Genomic DNA, 17,392 nt, shown 5'->3' with positions numbered 1-17,392 from the left:
CGTAAGTCGGCGGGGCGCACACCCTCCCCCGGTCGGCCATGACGGTCGGCGACCCGGGGGGAGGGTGGACGGCTGTGGCGGCGGGTATCACGTGCCACCGTCGCCGGTTTCGGCGATGGCAGCGTGGTTCGGGCTGACCGTCTCTTCATCGATTATGGATGCGAAGCGGATGATGCCCGGAATAAGCTTGGTGGCCACTACAAAGGAGGCAAACCCCAGGAGCGCTCCCGCGAGCATGCCCGGGTCCTCGGGTTCCGGCGGAACGGGGGCGGCCGCATGGGCCAGGACGGAGAGGACGACGAGCAGGGCCAGAAGCATGACGGCAAAGGTTAAACCAAGTACTTTCATTGCTTCCTCCTTTCAGGAGCGACGTCCGGCCTCTGTCTTCCCACAGGTAACATCAGCGGATTAACGGGGGCCGGCGACCCTCCTGCAGAAAAAAACACGCGTTATCCTCGCGCCAACCATTCTTGCCACGAACAGCCCGCGCGGCAGATCTACAACAAGATTGGCGCTCCGCGTTCAGCGGCGGCCTAAGCCGGGCTCCGGTGGCCAGCTGCGGGGAAACGCCCTGAAGAAGACTACATCTCCCGCAGATTGCTGGATTCGCCCCAGCAGAGGTGCCACCGGGGTGCAGCGACAAAGTCGTGAATGCTCTCTACCGTGTCGTAGTGCCGGCGCTCCTCGGCGGCTATTTCCCGCAGGAGCGCCCGGGCTTCCTCGTCGCGCTCCCGCTCGGCCAGTTCTTCGCAGAAGCTGACGATGGCCGCTTCCACCTGCATGGCGTGCTCGTAGGCTGCCAGGTCGGTTTTGAGCAGGGCAAGGTGGGCGCCATCGGGGGCGAATATCCTGGCAAAGGTTTCCCGTGCCCGTTCCAGAGCTTGGGAGTCCGCGTTGCAGTGGGCTGACGCTCCCCGTTTTATTGCCAGAAAGGTGTCGTAGAGTTCCTGCTGCTCCTCCGCAAGCATGGTAAAGACGGTTCTCACCCCGGTCATGCTCGCTTCGGCAGCCAGGCGCCTAAAGTAGTCTTTTCCCATCTCCTCCATTTCCAAGGCAAAATCAATGACTTTCATTTCTTTCTCCTCCTCTTTTGCCGTCGGCGGAATTGGTTAGACAAATTTCATGGTAGCACCGTGAATTCCGTTTACAATATGTATATTTATTTTATGCCTCATTTTTTTGCTGTACCTAATGAAACGTCAGCTCTGCCGGGCAGTTAGGCGGGGCCGGTTGTGCCGCGGGGGTATGTAATATCCCCTGTTAAACGGATGTTATGATGCGGAGGAGTGTGCGGCTTGAAATCTGCTGAAAGCTTCGACAGGCTGTGACCGGAGGCTGGCGCGACGCGTCGGTACCGGCAGGGCGATTGCTGCCCCGAATGGTTCTGCTATGCTGATGCGGCTCAACCGGGGGAATCCCGGTCGAATTCACAACCGATAAGGGGGAACAGGAATGGATGAGGTCGATAAAGACGGCGCGGTGAGCAGGCGCCAAGTCCTGAAAGTATCCGTGGCTGCGGCCGGTGTGCTGCTGTCCGGCAGGGGGCTTGCCGTTGCCGCAGGTGCGGCCGGAGTGAGTGAGAAGCCGGTTGACCGGCCCGAGAAAGCCTCGAAGCGTTTTCTCGAATCCATGAACTGCTCCCAGGCCATCTGCGAAGTCTACGGACCATCCTTCGGCGTGCCGGCCGACGTTGCGGGGAGGATGGGAACCGGGTTTGCCGGCGGCATGGGGCTGGGGAGCGAGTGCGGAGCCGTCACCGGCGCGGTGGCCATGCTGGGTCTGAAATATGGTCCCGATACCGGCAAGGCCATGAAAAAAGTTGCTGAATTCATAGCCGAATTCCGCAAACAATGCGGAGAGACATCCTGCTCGAAACTTCTCAAAGTGGACATGGGGACCGCCGAGGGGATCAAGGTCGCAGCCGACAAGGGGCTCTTCACCAGCGCCTGTCCCGGGTACGTGAAAACGGCCAGCGAGATTCTCGATAAGATGCTGGCTTGAAACGGGCCGGGCACATGCAAGTCATCAATCTTTCGCGCTTTACAGGCGGGGTTCCGGCGGTATGCTTGAACACGGGATGCTGTGCCGGAGTACTCCGCCTGGTTACCACGGGATACCAATGACCATGAAAGGCAGCAGGCATGATATGGAGGTGGCCGGAACCCTCTGGCTCCACAAGGCGGACCGCAAGTTTCTGGGGAGCGATCGGATTGCGCTCCTGGAAAAGATCCGAGAGTACGGCTCCATAACCAAGGCTGCCAAAGCGGTTGGGCTCAGTTACAAGACCGCCTGGGACATGGTGAACCACCTGAACAACATGGCCGATCGGCCGCTGGTGGAGCGGACAGCCGGCGGCAAGGGGGGAGGGGGTACCCGCCTCACCCGGGAGGGGACCGAGCTCATCGAGCAGTTCAGCATCATCCAAGAGGAGCATCGTAGATTTCTCGACACCATTTCGGAGCGGCTCGTCAACAGCGACAGCCTCTACGCATTCCTGAGGAGGATAGCCATGAAAGTAAGTGCACGGAACGTATTTCTCGGCACGGTCAGTGGGATCACCAAGGGGGCGGTCAACGCCGAAGTCTCCCTCACGCTCAAGGGAGGAACCCCCATTGCCGCGGTGGTGACCAATGCCAGCATCGACAGCCTGGGGCTTGCCGTGGGCAAGGAAGCCTATGCAATCGTCAAGGCCAGTTCGATCATTATCGGCACTGACCTGCACGACGCCAAGGTGAGTGCCCGCAATATCATGTGCGGCACCATCGTCAAGGTGATCGAGGGGCCGGTCAGTACTGAAGTGGACGTGGAGATCGGCGCCGGCAACACCATCAGTGCCGTCATCACCCATGAGAGCGCCGTACGGCTCGACCTCAAGGAGGGTGGACACGCCTGCGCCCTGTTCAAGGCATCGAGTGTGATTCTCGGCGTTAGCTGACGGAGTCGTTGCTTGGGGGAGGAGCACGGGTGCCGGCCTGCTCAAAGATTGTGCGATCCCTCCTTTTTTATGCCTATCGTTATGTCATGAAGGTTATAACGTATGTCTCGCTACGACTGGAATGTTCCGGAAAAGACAGTCAAACAGGTGGGTTGGGTTCCGATACTCTTTTCGGCATTGCCCTTGCGTAGGGATGATTGAAGGGCACAGCCATGGTTGCACCGGGAGAACAGTATGTTGAACCGTCTGCCGGACAGCGAACTCGATCGCATTTTTGAAGAGGATTGTCCCTACGGTGACCTCACCACGCGTCTTCTCGGCATTGACCGCCAGAAGGGGCGAATCATCTTCTCAACCCGGGAAGAAACCGTTCTCTGCTGTACCGAGGAGGCCGGACGGCTCCTGGAGCGGTGCGGCGCCCACGTGGCTCGGGTGGAGGAGAGCGGAATCCGCCTTTCTGCCGGCGTGGAATTTCTGGTTGCCGACGGAGAGGCCGGAGCACTCCATGCGGGCTGGAAGGTGGCCCTCAACCTTCTGGAGTATGCCTCGGGCATTGCCACCCGCACTGCCCGGATCATTGCGGCGGCCCGGGCCGTCAACCCGGCCGTTGTGGTGACCACCACCCGCAAGTCGTTCCCCGGCACGAGGAAGATTTCCATCAAGGCGATTACCGCGGCCGGCGCAGTCCCTCATCGGCTCGGTCTGTCGGAGACGATTCTTGTTTTCCGGCAGCACACTGCGTTCCTGGGCGGATTGGAGCCGTTCATCGGCATGATCGGCGACTTCAGGAGGAGGGCGCCGGAGACCGCCATCATGGTCGAGGCGGAGAGTGTCGCCGATGCTGTGGCCGTGGCCGCCGCCGGTCCCGATGTCCTTCAGATCGACAAGGTGGCTCCCCCCGATCTTTCGGCACTTGTGCCGGAGCTGAGAAGGCTGGCGCCGAAAACCAGGATTTCGGCCGCAGGCGGCATCAACGAGTCGAACGCGGCGGTCTATGCCGCCACCGGCGTTGACATCCTGGTCCTCTCGTCGGCCTACTTCGGCCGGCCGGCTGACATCGGCGTGCGGCTGGAACCGGCGGTGTGAACCCAGTGGTCACTTTGTACCCACAAAGGAGATTCATCGTGCGAACCGTTATGAAAACCCTGTCCCTGGCCTTCTGCTGCATCCTGCTCCTGGCAACCGCCGTCCCGGCCGCCGAGCTCAGTCTTTCCGTGGCAGCGAGCCTCAAGGAGGTTATCAATGAACTGACGGCCGAGTACGGGAAAAAGAAGCCCGGAACCACGTTCCTGAAGAACTACGGCGCATCGGGCGCCCTGGCCAAGCAGATCGAGCAGGGGGCGCCGGCCGACCTGTTCATTTCCGCGAACAGGGAATGGGTGGACTATCTCCAGAATCGCAAGCTTATTGACGAGGCGAGTCGCTGCGCTTTTGCGTATAACTCGCTGGTGTTCGCGGGCACCACGAAGCAGCCGGTGGCGGGTATGAAGGACCTGGCGAAACTCGGGAAGATCGCCATCGGCAGCCCCGGCAGCGTACCGGCCGGTGAATATGCGGTGGAATCGTTCAAGGCTGCCGGCATCGACAAGGCGCTGGAAGGCAAGCTCGTGATGGCCAAGGACGTGCGTGAAGCGATGAAGTACGCCGAACTGGCTGAAGTGGACGGCGCGTTCGTCTACCGGACCGACGCACTGCTGCTGGGGAAGCAGGCCCGAATCCTGTTCGCCGTGCCCGAAGGACTCCATGACCGGGTCACCTACCCCATGGCCCTTACCACGAGCGGAGCCGGCAAGAAGGAGGCCGTGGAGTTCCTGCGTTTCCTCCAGTCGGCGGAAGCACGGAAGGTTCTCGAAAAGTACGGTTTTGCGGTGAAATAGTTCTCCATGGTATCCTTTACCCCTGCTGACATCGATGCCATCGGACTTTCGGCGAAGGTCGCCGTGGCGGCGACCTTCGTTTCCCTCCCCTTCGGCATCGCTGTGGCGTACGCCATGAGCTACCTTTCCTTCCGGGGGAAAACGCTGGTGGAGGTCCTCCTCAACCTGCCTCTCACCCTCCCGCCGGTGGTGATCGGTTACCTGCTCCTGCTGCTGCTGGGGAAAAAGGGCTGGGTCGGCGGGATGCTGAACGAGGTGGGCATCCGGATCATTTTTACCTGGTATGCCGCGGTGATCGCTTCCGCGGTGGTGGGCTTTCCGCTTCTGGTCCGTTCCATCCGCATCGCCATGGAGTCCATCGATGAACGTCTGATACAGGCATCCCGCAGTCTGGGCGCCCACTGGTACGATACCCTGCTCACGGTCATTCTGCCCCTTTCGCTCCGGGGGATCGCGGCCGGCTCATCTCTCATGTTCGGCCGCAGTCTCGGCGAGTTCGGAGCAACCATCATCATCGCCGGCAACATTCCCGGTGTCACCCAGACCATGCCCCTGGCCATCTACGAGTATGCCGGCTCCCCGGGCGGCGAGCAGGCGGCGCTCGTCCTCTGCCTCGTGTCGGCAGGGCTCTCTCTGGTTGTTCTCTTTGTTCACGAATACGTTGGGCGACGCATGACGAGGAGGGACTGAGATGGACCTGACAGTGCGGATGACGAAATCCTTCGGCGAGTTCCGTCTCCGCGCCGACTTCACTGCTTCGGGGAGCAGGATCGGCATCTTCGGTGAGTCGGGGAGCGGCAAGTCAACCCTGGTCAATGTGCTGGCGGGCCTCGCATGCCCCGACAGCGGTGAAATTGTCCTGGACGGCGAGACGCTTTTCTCCGGTGCCGCCCGGCTGGACCTGCCGCCCGAGAAGCGTCGGATCGCCCTGGTCTTCCAGCATCCGCACCTGTTCCCCCACCTGTCGGTCAAGGGCAATCTCCTCTATGGCTGGAAACGCTGCGCCGTGGCCAATCGCCACATCCGCCTCGACGACATCGTTGACGTGCTCAGGATCGGCCACCTCCTGGACCGCGGCGTCACGAATCTCTCCGGCGGCGAGAAGCAGAGGGTTGCCCTGGGGCGGGCGCTCCTTTCCAATCCGCGGCTGCTGTTGATGGACGAACCCCTTTCGGCGCTGGACGATTCCCTGCGCTTCCAGATCATTCCGTATCTGCGTGGGGCCTGCGAAACGTTCTCCATCCCGTACCTCTTCATTTCCCATTCCCTGGTGGAGATGCGCCTGATGACCGACCGGGTGGTCGTCTACGACCGGGGGCGACAGTCCGCCGATACCACGCCGGACGAGCTTGCCCGCGTCCGGATGGGAACCAGTCCGGTTGGGTACATCAATCTCCTTCAGTTAACCGACCCGCAGCCTCGGGGAACCCTTTTTTCCTATGCCTGGGGCGACAGCCGGCTGGTGCTCAACAACCCTCCCGCCGGAGAAGAGCACCTCTTCGAGCTGTCATCCAAGGACATGATCCTGTTCAAGAAACATCCCGAGGCCATCAGCGCCCGGAATCTCCTCCGGTGCACCGTGGCGGGCGTATTCAAGTCGGGGCGCAAGGAGGGGGTCGAGCTTGCCTGCGGCAGGGAGCGCCTGGTGGCGGAGGTGGCCGCCGAGGCGGCCCGGGAGCTGGAGCTGGCGGTGGGGAGCGAGGTCTACGTGGCGATCAAGGCGTCGGCGTTTCGTCGGCTGGGGTAGGGACGTTAGCCTCCGTTGCTGCATCCGCAGGAGCAGGAGCATGCCATTCCGTCGGCTTTGCCGAAGGCCTCCCGCCCCTCTCGCCATGCGAGCCAGGCAATGGCCAGGGAGCCGAGGGAATCGAGCCAGGCGATGCCGGTCAGCTCATAGCCGGCGCTGGCAGCCAGAAGGACTGCCGACAACAGCAGGCAGGTCCGGCTGCAGGCGGCGTCTGCCAGGATGGCCGGAGAGTTGAGTGCCCTTCCCACGTTTGTCTTGTGATGGATCAGCAGCCACATGAACGAGATCGATATCAGCGACACTGCGATCCCCCAGACGGTGGTCTCGGGGCGGTGCTCGCTGTATATGCTGAGCCCCGCCGTCACTACCAGTCCTGCCGCCAGGAGGTAGAAGGCGCCTCCGGTGATCCGCAGCGCCCGGCGCTCGAAGGCGTCCCGGTCTTCCGTTCCCCCCCGCCGCACCCGTTGTACCATATGCCATATCCCCACTCCGGAGATCACTTCCACAAAGGAGTCGAGACCGAAGCCGAAGAGGGAGAGGGTCTCGTCCGCTACGCCGAACCCTACAGATACGGCCCCCTCAGCGATGTTGTAGATGATGGTGATGAGGGCCAGGAGCGCCGCTTTGCGGTAGAGTTCCGGGGGCTGGGGGAATGTGGGTGGCATGGGGAATGAGTCTCCTTGGGTCAATAGGGTCAGAACGCCCGCCAGATGAACCATGCCCCGGCCAGGGCGATGACGGCACCGCTCCCCCGCTTTGCCCAGTGGGAGACGTTGGCCACTCCCCGGGAGGCGGCGAAGGCTTCAACGAAGCCGGTGAAGGTGCCGGCAGCGAGCATGAGGAGGCAGTGGCCGAGGGCGTAGGTGAAGAGGAGAAGCGTGCCGTAGAGGATGTTTCCTTGCAGGGCAGCGAAGGAGAGGATGACGACGAGAACCGGCGTGGCGCACGGGGATGAGGCGACCCCGAAGAAGAGTCCCAGGAGGAGGGCCCCCCAGAATCCGCCCCGTTTCGGTCTGAATTGCGGCAGGACCGGCAGCCGCAGCTCGTAGAACCCCATCATCTGGAGCCCCATGGCCACCGCCACGGCGCCCACGGCTGCATACCACCATCCCCCCACCGTGCCGAACATGGTCCCCAGGAGGGCCGCCGCCGCGCCGAAGATGGTGAAGGTGAGCGATAGGCCCACGATGAAGGACAGAGAGTAGAGAAATGCCTTTTTCCGGCTCTCTGCCGCATAGCCTCCCACGAACCCCACCACCAGGGGAATCGTGGCCAGGACGCAGGGGGAGGCCGACGAGAGCACTCCCCCGACAAAGACCGCAACGAAGGCCAGGAAAGGCTGAGTCGCGACAATCTGTTCAATGTTGTCGAGAAAGCTCACCGTACCCCCAGGACACTCAGCTCCCTGACGATGTCGGCCCTGTCCATGAAGCCCATGTGGCGCTTCACTTCCGTTCCCCGGGCGTCGAAGAATATCTGGGTCGGGATCATCTGCACCCGGAATCGCTTCGCCGCGGCCTGGTTTCCATTGACGTCAATGAACAAGATGTTTGCCCTGCCCCGGTATTCCGCTGCCAGGGATTCCAGAATCGGCGCCATTTTTTTACAGGGGATGCAGTATCTGGCCCCCAGGTCGATGACAGCCGGCTTTCCCGATGCAAGGGCCTGGCTGATGGCGTCGTCGCTGGCCGAGGGTAGTTCCGCCCGGGCAACGGTTGCAATGAGGAGAAGGGACAGGGCGGCAAGAGCGCGCATCACAGCATCCCCTTTATTTCATCCGCGGCCGGCACCTTGCCGGAACATTTGACGACGCCGTCAATCACAAGTGCGGGAGTGCTCATTACGCCGTACTTCATGATCTTCTGGATTTCTTCCACCTTGACCACTTCCGCCTCTTTGCCGCTCATCTCCACGGCCTTTTGCACGTTTTCATAGAGGGTTTTGCATTTGGCGCAGCCGGTACCGAGTACTTCGATTTTCATGATCCGCATCTCCTTCCGCTAGCGACTACAGAATAGCGTTGAACAGGTATCCCACCATGGTTATGGCCACGGCGACCGTGCCGAAAAAAACAGCAAGGAGCCGATTCTTAAGGACATTCTTCAAGATGATAGCTTCGGGGAGCGACAGGGCCGTCACCGCCATCATGAAGGCGAGGACCGTTCCCATGGCCATCCCCTTGGCTGTCAGAGCCTGGACAATGGGAATAACTCCTGCGGCGTTACTGTAAAGGGGTACCCCAAGGGCCACGGCCACCGGTACTGCGAAGGGGTTGTCGCGACCGGCCCAGCGTGCCAGGAAGTCCTGGGGCACGTAGCCGTGGATGAAGCCACCGATACCGATACCGACCACTACATAGGGCCAGATTTTCTTCAGAAGTCCCAGGGTATACTTCCGGGCGTAGGAGATGCGCTCCTGCCAGCTTTGCTCGGCTATCTCGGTATTACCCACCCGCATTTCCCAGACATAATCCTGGACGTATCTTTCCATCTTTAATCGTCCGATGACGATGCCGGACACGATTGCCACCAAGAGCCCCGTACCGATGTAGAGCAGCGCGATTTTCCAGCCGAACATTCCCCATAGCATGATGAAGGCAACCTCGTTCACCATGGGAGAAGAAATGAGGAACGAGAAGGTGACGCCAAGGGGGACTCCCGATTCCACGAAGCCGATGAAGAGGGGAACCGCCGAGCAGGAGCAAAAGGGGGTGACGACCCCGAGGAGTGCCGCCATGACGTTCCCCACATATTCCCGCTTGTGGGAGAGGATGCGTTTGGTCCGTTCCGGCGGAAACCAGGAGCGGATAACGGCGACGGCAAAAATGATGACCGTGAGGAGGAAGAATATTTTGAGGGTATCGTAGATGAAAAAGTTGAGGGCCTCTCCCATGTGGGTGCCGCGAGTGATGGCGAAGAGGTCAAACACCAAGTAGTCGGCGAACGGTTTGAACACGCGACGCTCCTATCTCATGCAACGGCCCGGAACCAGCGCTTCTGGAACCAGAACGCAACGTTCACCAGCCCGATCATCACCGGAACCTCCACCAAGGGGCCGATGACTGCCGCGAAAGCCGCCCCCGAGTTGAGGCCGAAGACCGCCACCGCTACGGCTATGGCCAGTTCGAAATTGTTGCTGGCCGCCGTGAAGGCGAGTGTCGTGGTCTTCGAGTAGTCGGCACCGAGCCTTTTCCCCATCCAGAATGAGACGAGGAACATGACAATGAAGTAGATGAGGAGCGGCATGGCGATCCGTACCACGTCCAGGGGTAGTTGGACGATGAGGTTGCCCTTGAGGCTGAACATGACCACGATGGTGAAGAGGAGCGCGATGAGAGTGATGGGGCCGATGCGCGGCACTACCTCCTGGTGGTAGCGCTCTTTGCCCATAACCTTCACGCCGATGAGGCGGGTCAGCGCTCCGGCGAAGCACGGAATCCCCAGGTAGATGAAGACGCTCTCCGCAATCTGGCCGATGCTCACTTCCACAAGGCTCCCCGACAGGCCGAAGAGGGGGGGGAGCACTGTGATGAAGACCCAGGCGTAGACGCTGTAGAAGAGGACCTGGAAAATGCTGTTGAAGGCCACGAGTCCGGCGGCGTACTCGGTGTTTCCTTTGGCCAGTTCGTTCCAGACGATGACCATGGCGATACAGCGGGCCAGGCCGATCATGATGAGCCCCACCATGTATTCGGGCTTGTCGGGCAGAAATACGGCGGCCAGGACAAACATGAGAACGGGGCCGATGAGCCAGTTCTGGACCAGCGACAGGCCAAGGATCTTTTTGTTCCTGAAGACCTCGGGCATCTCCTCGTATTTTACCTTGGCGAAGGGGGGATACATCATGAGGATGAGGCCGGCGGCGATGGGGAGGTTGGTGGTCCCCACCTGAAAACGGTTGATGAACTGCTCTACGCCGGGGACAAGCCAGCCGAGCCCCACGCCCAGGGCCATGGCGGCAAAGATCCACAAGGTGAGCCAGCGGTCGAGGAAGGAGAGCCTGCGGGAGACATGCTCACTCATGGTCGCCTCTGTTCAGGCAGGAGATTAGTATGCACCTCATCTCGTCCCGCACCCGGCGATACTCGTCCATGATTTCCTCGTCCGTGCCCGGCGCCCGGGATGGGTCGTCGAACCCCAGGTGCTCCCGCCGGACTCCGCCGACAAAGATGGGACAGGTATCGGCAGCCTCGCCGCACAGGGTGATGACCCGGTCGAAGGTCTGACCGTCGAGCTCGGTGAGGTTTTTTGAGCGCTGGCCGGAGATGTCGATCCCCAATTCGGCCATGGCCCTGATCGCCCGGGGATTGACCGAGGTTGCGGCTGTTCCCGCGGAGCAGGCCTCCCACCGGTCACTGAGGAAGTAGTTCACCAGCCCCTCGGCTATCTGGGATCGGTTGGCGTTATGGGTGCAGAGAAAGAGGACCCGCTGTTTCATTGAATCTCCTGGATAGTGGATATCCGGATAGGCGGATGGTGTGTCGCAAAAAAAATCAGGCGCAACGATTTCCCTGACCGAATCCGACGAGACGATCATGGTCGGCCCGGGCAACCGGATCCGAGTGAAGGTGTCGCGTCAGGATGGCCTGCAGTTCCCGGCGCTGGGGCGAGTCGGGCGCTACAAGGGAATAGTACACCCACACCCCTTCCCGGCGGTCGTCGACCCAGCCGGCGTTTTTGAGCTGGGCCAAGTGTCTCGATACGGTGGATTGAGGGAGTTCCAGCGCCGCCATGAGATCGCAGACGCAGAGCTTCTCTTCGGCCAGAAGGAGCGCCAGGATCCGGAGACGGGTTTCATCGGCAAGGGACTTGAATAAACGGGCCGCCTGTTTCATGAGGCTAGTGTATCCGGATAAGCGGATACGGTCAAGGCGTTAGTTGTGACTTACTGCCCCTCTTCGATGGGATTCTCCAGGCTCAGGAAGCCGGAGCTTTCATCATAGGCAAAGATCTCCGCGTTGCGCCCCCACTCGATGACGACCCGCAGTACCCGCTGAGCCTCGTCCTCGCTCAGGAAATCCTCCAGTTCCCGGAGGAAACGTTCTTCCGGCGCCTGGTTGCCGGGGCGCTCATCCAATACCCGGCGGATGTGAGCCGCGAGAGGGACCCGGCGCACCAGGTGCTCGGCAAAGATCTCCTTCTGCCGGAGGATGTCGGCCTCGGCAAAGCTTCGGCCCGACGGGGTGAGTTCCACGTCGCCGGCTTCCACCCGGGCGAAGCCCAGAATCTCCAGGGCCTCCAGGAGGGGGAAGAGGTGATCGACGCCGAGCCCCTGATCATCGGCGATTTCAGGAAGATCGGCCCGTCCACGGTAGGGTTCTCGGGCCAGGGCGTCGATGAGGCCCGTCAGGCGGGAGACGGACGCATCAGGGAGGCGGTGACCGATGGTGACCCCCTCGGGGCGTACGGCACCGCGCGGCTGCTCGGTCATGAGGGCGTAGACGTCGTCCACGAGCTTGCGGAACTGGGGAGCTTCCCGGTCCCGGGGGTGGGGGAGGGGGATCGGGACCTCTGCCACGAGCCGGCCGGGATTGGTTCCCAGGATGACGATCCGGTCGGCCAGGAGGACCGATTCCTCGATGTTGTGGGAGACGAGGATAATGCCGCGGGTGGGAATTCTCCGCTCGATCCAGAGTTCGATCAGGTCGGTCCGGAGGGTTTCTGCGGTGAGGACGTCCAGGGCCGAGAACGGCTCATCCATGAGGAGGAGGTCCGGCTCCACCACCAGGGCCCGGGCAAAGCCGACCCGCTGCCGCATGCCGCCGGAGAGTTCTTTGGGGAAGGCCGACTCGAAACCGTCCAGGCCGATCAGGTCGATGGCCTCCAGGGCGCGCCGGCGGCGCTCCGCTGCCGGTATCCGGCGGGCCCGCAGGCCCAGCTCCACGTTATCCAGGACCGTGAGCCACGGCATGAGGGCGAATGTCTGGAAGACCATGGCCACCCCTTCCACGGGGCCGGTAACCGGGCTGCCGCCGTAGCTGACGGTGCCGCCGCCGGGGGGGATGAGCCCGGCAATTATCCGGAGAAGGGTTGATTTGCCGGACCCCGACCGCCCCAGTAGCGCAACGATCTCCCCCTCGCGGACGGTGAGGGTCACGCCGTCGAGGACCAGGTGCTCGTCCCCTTCGGTCTTGCGATACGATTGCCGGATGCCGTCGAGCCGCAGCAGCTCGGCTGAAACTGGTTGGGTCATGGCGGGCTCCTAGTCGAGGCGGTACCTGGTCTGGGCCAGGAGGTAGAGCCTGCGCCAGAAGAAGCGGTTCAGGCAGACGACATACATGCTCATGACGGCGATACCCAGGACGATGTGGGGGTAGTCGCCCTGCTCCGTCCAACGGGCGATGGCCGAGCCGAGGCCGGTGGCGGTAAGGGTGGTTGGCCCCCAGCTCACCACCTCGGCGACGATGCTTGCGTTCCAGGTTCCCCCCGACGCAGTGACGAGCCCCGTGATCAGGGAGGGGAAGATGCCGGGAAGGAGGAGTCGCCGCCACAGCTCCCACCCCGACAACCCCAGGTTGGCGGCTGCCTCCCGCAGATCGTTGGGGATGGCCGAAGCTCCCGCGATGACGTTGAAGAGGATGTACCACTGGGTGCCGAGGATCATGAGGGGAGCGGTCCATATCTCCGGGTTGAGGCGGAAGCGCACGATCAGGACCACTGCCGCGGGAAAGAGGAGGTTCGCGGGGAAGGCGGCCAGAAACTGGGCCACCGGCTGGACGCGCGTTGTCCACCGGGGATTGAGGCCGATTGTTACCCCGATGGGGACCCAAAACAGCGAGGCCATGATCAGAAGGACAGCAACCCGCGCCATGGTTGCCAGGCCGAGGCCGAAGACGGAGAGGACCTCGTCGAAGGGGATCACACTCACGAAGCGCGCCAGCTTCCAGAGTGCCCAGAGGGCCACCGCTGCGAACGCCGTGTTCCAGGCCCGGTCCATGATGCGCGCCGCAGGTCGCCCGCGATGCCGATGCTCGCCGGTGCGAGGCCTCCGTCTCCGGGGAAGGCGTTCGGTGAGCAATTCGGGGAGGGTGCCGGCCAGGCTCAGTGCCCGGGCCAGAAATCGTGTCCTGGCAAAGAGGGTGAGGCACCACGACTCCGGCGCGATGCGCGCCTGGGAGAGTTCCACCCGGAATTTTTCGGCCCATGCCACGAGGGGGCGGAAAAAGAGCTGGTCATACAGGAGGATTACCGCAAGCATGGTTGCCAGTGCCCAGGCGATGGCCCCCATGTCCTTCCGGTGAATGGCAAGGGCCACGTAGGAGCCGATTCCGGGGAGGGTGACGGCGGTCTTGCCCACGGTGATCGCCTCGGAGGCCACCACGAAGAACCATCCCCCCGAAACAGACATCATGATGTTCCAGACCAGGGGCGGCACCGCGAACGGGGCCTCCACCCGCCAGAACCGCTGCCAGCCGGAGAGGCCGAAGAGGGTCGCCGCTTCGCCCAGATCCCGGGGGATGGTCTTCAGGGACTGGTAGAAGCTGAAGGCCATGTTCCACGCCTGGGACGTGAAGATGGCGAAGATGGAGGCAGCCTCCACCCCCATGAGGCTACCGGGGAACAGGGCGATAAAGCCGGTAACGGTCACCGAGAGGAAGCCGAGGATCGGCACCGACTGGAGGATGTCGAGGGTCGGGACGAGGATCGGGCTGAGCCGCCGGCTCTTGGCCGCCAAAGTGCCGTAGGTGAGGGTGAAGGCGAGGGACAGGCAGAGTGCCGCTCCCATGCGGATTACGGTGCGCAGGGCATAATAGGGGAGATGCCGGGGGTCCAGGGAGAGCGAGGGCACGATTTTCCCCGGAACAAAGGTTGCGGCCATTTCCCGGCTCCCCCATGCCAGGAGTGCCACGACTCCCAGGACGAGCAGGAATGCCGCCACGTCCCAGAGATTCGGCAGTGAACGCGTTTCGCGGAGGCTATGGCCGGCGCGGGACGACAAGGGGTTCTCCTGCGTCGTGCGCCGACTGCGTCATGTCCGGCATGTCGGGAACGGGCGGATGCGGCATCCGTTCGTTCCGACCGTCGTCCGGTCCATTGTTTCCTGATCGATCCATGATGGTGCTGTTGCACACCGATGGAGCCAAGAGCGGCCTGAATGCAGCGTAGAGCACCAGTGCCGCGAACCAGCAGACCGCAGCGGACCAGATGGTGTGGGAGAGGAAATGGGCGCCGCGGGCCATCTGGCCGTAGCCGTAGATGGTCCCGAGGGCAATGCCTGCCGTGAGCCCTGCCCGGGCGGTCGCCACCCGACGGTCCCGCAGGGCGAAGTAGATTCCCATGAGGGCATAGCCGCCTGCCGCGTGCCCCGCGGGGAAGCAGCGCCCTTTGTCGGGTCCGGGAGTAGGACCTTCAAAGAGCCTGGTGTAGGGAACGGTTCCGCCGTAACGCTCCATATCCCAGGGGCAGTGGCGGCCGGTCAGGTTTTTGCCGACGGCGACCAGGCCGGTGCCGAGACAGATGGCCAGCAACAGGTAGAGCGCCTGCCACCGCCAGCGCTTGAGGCGTTCGATCTGGAACGAGAGGACCCATGCGATCAGTGAGAAACTCGCCACGACCACCACCAGGTCTCTGCCCCGCTTGTGGATGAGCCACTGGGCCCACCATGACTCCCGGGCGGGCCAGGTGCCAGAAGTGAAGTCATACAAGCGGTCGGCCAGGGCCAGGTCCACGTGGGTGATCTCGCAGGCCGCGGCGGCGAAGCCGAACAAAAGGAGCGGCACGGCAAAGTGCCGGAGCCAGAACCCTGCATCCAGGGGGGCTGAGGATCGCGTCTCCATGGCTAGGGTATCCTGTTGAGCCGGTTTTTATAGATGTAGTTGGCCCCCTGGTACCACGCGAGGGCTTCCTGCAGGAGCCGTTCATCCATGGGGAGAGGCTCGGTGGCACCGCTCCGGCGGTCGAAGCGGACGACGCCCACCCCCTTCTGGGGGCTCAGGATGAGGAGTCGGTCACCCTCGATGTAACCCAGTTTCTGGTAGGTGGAGATGAAGGCGCGCTCCGGGCGGCTGTCTTCCTTGAGTATGTCGCGGCCCAGGAAATCGGTGGCGTAGCTCATGTTCAGGAGCCCGAGCACAGTGGGGGCCACGTCGACCTGGGCCATCATCCGGTCGACCCGTCCCGGCTTGACGTGGTGGGGCGCGTAGACCAGGAGCGGGATCTCGTACTTTTTCACCGGCAGATCGGTCTTGCCGGCGCTGCTGGCGCAGTGGTCGGCCACGAAGACGAATACCGTATCCTTGAACCAGGGTTCCGTGCGCGCCTCTGCGAGGAACCTGCCGATGGCATGGTCGGCGTACTTCACGCCGCCGTCGCGGCCGGTTTTGGGGGGGATGTCGATCGTTCCCGCCGGGTAGGTGAAGGGGCGGTGGTTGGAGGTGGTCATCACCATGCTGAAGAACGGCCTGCCCGCGGCAAAGGATGCGCGCGACTCCCGGATGGTTTTGCGGAAGAGGTCCTCGTCGCAGACTCCCCAGATGTTGGCGAAGGTGATTTCGTCCTGGGCAAAGCTGTTCCGGTCCACAATGTCAAAGCCGTTGGCGGAGAAGAAGGCGTTCATGTTGTCGAAGTAGCCGTAGCCGGCATAGATGTAGCGGGTGTCGTACCCCTTCTCCTTCATGACCTCGCCCCAGGAGCGGAATCCGCCGTTGTCGGGGCGCTTCACGATCGAGGTCCCGGGGAGCGGCGGAATCGAAAGAGTGAGGGCTTCGAGCCCCCGGATGGTCCTCGTGCCGCTGGCGTAGAGGTGGGAAAAGACGAGGGATTCCCGGGCCAGGCGGTCGATGTTCGGCGACAGCCCCCGCGTGTCGCCCCAGGCTCCCAGGAATTCGGCGCTCAGGCTCTCCTCCACCACCACGATAACGTTGAGCCGTTTCTCTCTCCCCTCGCCGGTGATCTGGCGGGTCATGCGCGGGGGGGATGCGATGAAGTGGTTGTTCCGCTCCTTCACCATGTCCCGGAGGCGGGCCATGATCTGCCGGTCGTCGCTGGTGGCGTAGAAGCGCGTGAAGTCCAGCTCGTTGTTGCGGAAGGCGGCGAACAGGCCGTAGAGGCCGTTGCCCGCCAGTTCGTTTGCATAGCTGTTGGCTGAGATGGCAGTCGCGGAGATGTTCACAAAGAGAAGGGCTGCCAGGGGAAGGGCCGGGAGCGCTGCGCCGAGGCGACGCCTGCGCCCCGAAAAGGTGATGGTTGCTGCACGGTCGATGGCGCCCTGCAGCAGTCGGGTGAGGATCAGGGCCGCGGCCAGGATCGTGCCGAGGATCGGAACGAGGGGGTATGATTCGCGGATGTTGCCGATCACTTCGCCGGTGTAGATCAGATAGTCCACGGCAATGAAGTTGAAGCGGGTGGCGAATTCCTCGAAGAAGAAGTATTCGGCCACGGCGCCGAAGATGAGGGCGGCGATGATGACGAAGAACGCCGCCCGGACCAGCCAGGCGTGCTTCCTGTGTTCCACGAGCCGTCGTGGTGCGAGGATCAGGTAGAGGGCCGCCGGGATGAGAAGATAGGCGAGGGCGGCAACGTCGAACAGGAGCCCCGCCGCGTAGGCCTTTGCCACCAGGGGGACCGTGAGCCCTGACCCCTTTGGGACCATGGTGAGGAGCACGGTTCGGGTCACGGTGGAGATGGCCAGGTAGATGAGCGAAAAGAGAGAGATGATGCCAAGGTTACGGCGCAGGTTCATGAAGGCTCCGCATGAGGGAAATCAGACTTCAACCAATAATCATACCTGCCGGGACCTGACCGGATCATGACGGGGAGATGACAGTTTTGTCATCTTGGTGTAACTGGCGCGTGGCGGGGCGGAATCTTCTGTGGAGATTGAAATGAAAGGCTG

The 17,392-nt window shown here is 62.4% G+C and carries 20 protein-coding genes; 6 read left to right on the top strand and 14 right to left on the bottom strand.

Annotated features, from left to right (window positions below; translation table 11 throughout):
• Positions 1 to 87: 87 nt before the first annotated feature.
• Together AABA48_RS12160 and AABA48_RS12155 are read right to left on the bottom strand one after the other, a co-directional pair.
• Entirely contained in the window at positions 88 to 348 is a 261-nt protein-coding gene (locus AABA48_RS12160; RefSeq protein ID WP_010943598.1) for a hypothetical protein, read from the bottom strand.
• Positions 349 to 581: 233 nt separating this feature from the next.
• A complete protein-coding gene (locus tag AABA48_RS12155) occupies positions 582 to 1,073 on the bottom strand; it encodes a ferritin-like domain-containing protein (RefSeq protein WP_324308843.1) in 492 nt (163 codons plus the stop codon).
• Between the two features lie 379 nt (positions 1,074 to 1,452).
• Between AABA48_RS12155 and AABA48_RS12150 the strand changes: the two genes are divergently transcribed.
• The 6 genes from AABA48_RS12150 to modC all read left to right on the top strand — a co-directional run bounded on the left by AABA48_RS12150 (position 1,453) and on the right by modC (position 6,559).
• Positions 1,453 to 2,001 carry a C-GCAxxG-C-C family protein gene (locus AABA48_RS12150; RefSeq protein WP_286350669.1) on the top strand — a complete coding sequence of 183 codons (549 nt, stop codon included), beginning with the start codon at positions 1,453 to 1,455 and terminating at the stop codon, positions 1,999 to 2,001.
• A 124-nt stretch (positions 2,002 to 2,125) separates the two neighbouring features.
• Positions 2,126 to 2,935 (top strand): TOBE domain-containing protein, encoded by an 810-nt coding sequence (locus AABA48_RS12145; protein WP_338270453.1) that lies wholly within the window; start codon positions 2,126 to 2,128, stop codon positions 2,933 to 2,935.
• 234 nt (positions 2,936 to 3,169) lie between these two features.
• Positions 3,170 to 4,021, top strand: a complete 852-nt coding sequence (modD, locus tag AABA48_RS12140) for a ModD protein (protein WP_286350667.1) — start codon at positions 3,170 to 3,172, stop codon at positions 4,019 to 4,021.
• Positions 4,022 to 4,059: 38 nt separating this feature from the next.
• Complete coding sequence (gene modA, locus AABA48_RS12135; RefSeq protein WP_286350666.1) at positions 4,060 to 4,812, top strand: molybdate ABC transporter substrate-binding protein; 753 nt, start codon at positions 4,060 to 4,062, stop codon at positions 4,810 to 4,812.
• A 6-nt stretch (positions 4,813 to 4,818) separates the two neighbouring features.
• The gene (gene modB / locus AABA48_RS12130) at positions 4,819 to 5,502 is read left to right on the top strand and encodes a molybdate ABC transporter permease subunit (RefSeq protein ID WP_286350665.1); all 684 of its coding nucleotides are present in this window, start codon (positions 4,819 to 4,821) and stop codon (positions 5,500 to 5,502) included.
• Position 5,503: 1 nt separating this feature from the next.
• Positions 5,504 to 6,559 (top strand): molybdenum ABC transporter ATP-binding protein, encoded by a 1,056-nt coding sequence (modC, locus tag AABA48_RS12125; protein WP_286350664.1) that lies wholly within the window; start codon positions 5,504 to 5,506, stop codon positions 6,557 to 6,559.
• Positions 6,560 to 6,564: 5 nt separating this feature from the next.
• Here the strand turns inward: modC and AABA48_RS12120 are convergent, their stop codons facing one another.
• The 12 genes from AABA48_RS12120 to AABA48_RS12065 are packed head-to-tail and all read right to left on the bottom strand — an operon-like array spanning position 6,565 to position 17,239.
• Positions 6,565 to 7,224: a cation transporter gene (locus AABA48_RS12120; RefSeq protein WP_286350663.1), complete on the bottom strand. Its 660-nt coding sequence runs from the start codon at positions 7,222 to 7,224 to the stop codon at positions 6,565 to 6,567.
• 29 nt (positions 7,225 to 7,253) lie between these two features.
• Positions 7,254 to 7,940 (bottom strand): cytochrome c biogenesis CcdA family protein, encoded by a 687-nt coding sequence (locus AABA48_RS12115; RefSeq protein ID WP_010943589.1) that lies wholly within the window; start codon positions 7,938 to 7,940, stop codon positions 7,254 to 7,256.
• Positions 7,937 to 8,314 carry a thioredoxin family protein gene (locus AABA48_RS12110; protein ID WP_286350662.1) on the bottom strand — a complete coding sequence of 126 codons (378 nt, stop codon included), beginning with the start codon at positions 8,312 to 8,314 and terminating at the stop codon, positions 7,937 to 7,939. The genes AABA48_RS12115 and AABA48_RS12110 overlap by 4 nt, the downstream gene beginning before the upstream one ends.
• Entirely contained in the window at positions 8,314 to 8,541 is a 228-nt protein-coding gene (locus AABA48_RS12105) for a thioredoxin family protein (RefSeq protein ID WP_286350661.1), read from the bottom strand. The genes AABA48_RS12110 and AABA48_RS12105 overlap by 1 nt, the downstream gene beginning before the upstream one ends.
• A 25-nt stretch (positions 8,542 to 8,566) precedes the next feature.
• On the bottom strand, positions 8,567 to 9,514 hold the full coding sequence (locus tag AABA48_RS12100; protein WP_286350660.1) for a permease: 948 nt from the start codon (positions 9,512 to 9,514) through the stop codon (positions 8,567 to 8,569).
• A 14-nt stretch (positions 9,515 to 9,528) separates the two neighbouring features.
• Positions 9,529 to 10,581, bottom strand: a complete 1,053-nt coding sequence (gene arsB / locus AABA48_RS12095; RefSeq protein ID WP_286350659.1) for an ACR3 family arsenite efflux transporter — start codon at positions 10,579 to 10,581, stop codon at positions 9,529 to 9,531.
• Positions 10,574 to 10,996 (bottom strand): arsenate reductase ArsC, encoded by a 423-nt coding sequence (locus AABA48_RS12090; RefSeq protein WP_286350658.1) that lies wholly within the window; start codon positions 10,994 to 10,996, stop codon positions 10,574 to 10,576. Before AABA48_RS12090 ends, arsB begins: the two co-directional genes overlap by 8 nt.
• A 55-nt stretch (positions 10,997 to 11,051) precedes the next feature.
• Entirely contained in the window at positions 11,052 to 11,393 is a 342-nt protein-coding gene (locus AABA48_RS12085; protein WP_010943583.1) for an ArsR/SmtB family transcription factor, read from the bottom strand.
• Between the two features lie 50 nt (positions 11,394 to 11,443).
• Complete coding sequence (locus tag AABA48_RS12080; protein ID WP_010943582.1) at positions 11,444 to 12,751, bottom strand: ABC transporter ATP-binding protein; 1,308 nt, start codon at positions 12,749 to 12,751, stop codon at positions 11,444 to 11,446.
• Positions 12,752 to 12,760: 9 nt separating this feature from the next.
• Complete coding sequence (locus tag AABA48_RS12075) at positions 12,761 to 14,497, bottom strand: ABC transporter permease (protein ID WP_286350657.1); 1,737 nt, start codon at positions 14,495 to 14,497, stop codon at positions 12,761 to 12,763.
• Positions 14,475 to 15,335, bottom strand: a complete 861-nt coding sequence (locus AABA48_RS12070; protein WP_286350656.1) for a phosphatase PAP2 family protein — start codon at positions 15,333 to 15,335, stop codon at positions 14,475 to 14,477. Before AABA48_RS12070 ends, AABA48_RS12075 begins: the two co-directional genes overlap by 23 nt.
• 2 nt (positions 15,336 to 15,337) lie before the next feature.
• Positions 15,338 to 17,239, bottom strand: coding sequence for an LTA synthase family protein (locus AABA48_RS12065; RefSeq protein WP_286350655.1), 1,902 nt, complete (start codon positions 17,237 to 17,239; stop codon positions 15,338 to 15,340).
• Between the last annotated feature and the right edge of the window lie 153 nt (positions 17,240 to 17,392).

This window comes from Geobacter sp. 60473 (assembly GCF_036323535.1).
Classification (GTDB): Bacteria; Desulfobacterota; Desulfuromonadia; order Geobacterales; family Geobacteraceae; genus Geobacter; species Geobacter sulfurreducens.
Note: the sequence above shows the minus strand (reverse complement) of the source record. Positions and strands in the feature narration are given on the sequence as shown.

Bases quoted from the DNA above. Each gene is read 5' to 3' on its own strand.
- AABA48_RS12065 (WP_286350655.1), bottom strand. From the start codon at position 17,239: ATGAACCTGCGCCGTAACCTTGGCATCATCTCTCTCTTTTCGCTCATC.
- AABA48_RS12090 (WP_286350658.1), bottom strand. From the start codon at position 10,996: ATGAAACAGCGGGTCCTCTTTCTCTGCACCCATAACGCCAACCGATCC.
- AABA48_RS12120 (WP_286350663.1), bottom strand. From the start codon at position 7,224: ATGCCACCCACATTCCCCCAGCCCCCGGAACTCTACCGCAAAGCGGCG.
- AABA48_RS12070 (WP_286350656.1), bottom strand. From the start codon at position 15,335: ATGGAGACGCGATCCTCAGCCCCCCTGGATGCAGGGTTCTGGCTCCGG.
- modB (WP_286350665.1), top strand. From the start codon at position 4,819: ATGGTATCCTTTACCCCTGCTGACATCGATGCCATCGGACTTTCGGCG.
- modD (WP_286350667.1), top strand. From the start codon at position 3,170: ATGTTGAACCGTCTGCCGGACAGCGAACTCGATCGCATTTTTGAAGAG.
- AABA48_RS12155 (WP_324308843.1), bottom strand. From the start codon at position 1,073: ATGAAAGTCATTGATTTTGCCTTGGAAATGGAGGAGATGGGAAAAGAC.
- modC (WP_286350664.1), top strand. From the start codon at position 5,504: ATGGACCTGACAGTGCGGATGACGAAATCCTTCGGCGAGTTCCGTCTC.
- AABA48_RS12085 (WP_010943583.1), bottom strand. From the start codon at position 11,393: ATGAAACAGGCGGCCCGTTTATTCAAGTCCCTTGCCGATGAAACCCGT.
- AABA48_RS12145 (WP_338270453.1), top strand. From the start codon at position 2,126: ATGAAAGGCAGCAGGCATGATATGGAGGTGGCCGGAACCCTCTGGCTC.
- AABA48_RS12105 (WP_286350661.1), bottom strand. From the start codon at position 8,541: ATGAAAATCGAAGTACTCGGTACCGGCTGCGCCAAATGCAAAACCCTC.
- AABA48_RS12110 (WP_286350662.1), bottom strand. From the start codon at position 8,314: ATGCGCGCTCTTGCCGCCCTGTCCCTTCTCCTCATTGCAACCGTTGCC.
- arsB (WP_286350659.1), bottom strand. From the start codon at position 10,581: ATGAGTGAGCATGTCTCCCGCAGGCTCTCCTTCCTCGACCGCTGGCTC.
- AABA48_RS12150 (WP_286350669.1), top strand. From the start codon at position 1,453: ATGGATGAGGTCGATAAAGACGGCGCGGTGAGCAGGCGCCAAGTCCTG.
- AABA48_RS12160 (WP_010943598.1), bottom strand. From the start codon at position 348: ATGAAAGTACTTGGTTTAACCTTTGCCGTCATGCTTCTGGCCCTGCTC.
- AABA48_RS12080 (WP_010943582.1), bottom strand. From the start codon at position 12,751: ATGACCCAACCAGTTTCAGCCGAGCTGCTGCGGCTCGACGGCATCCGG.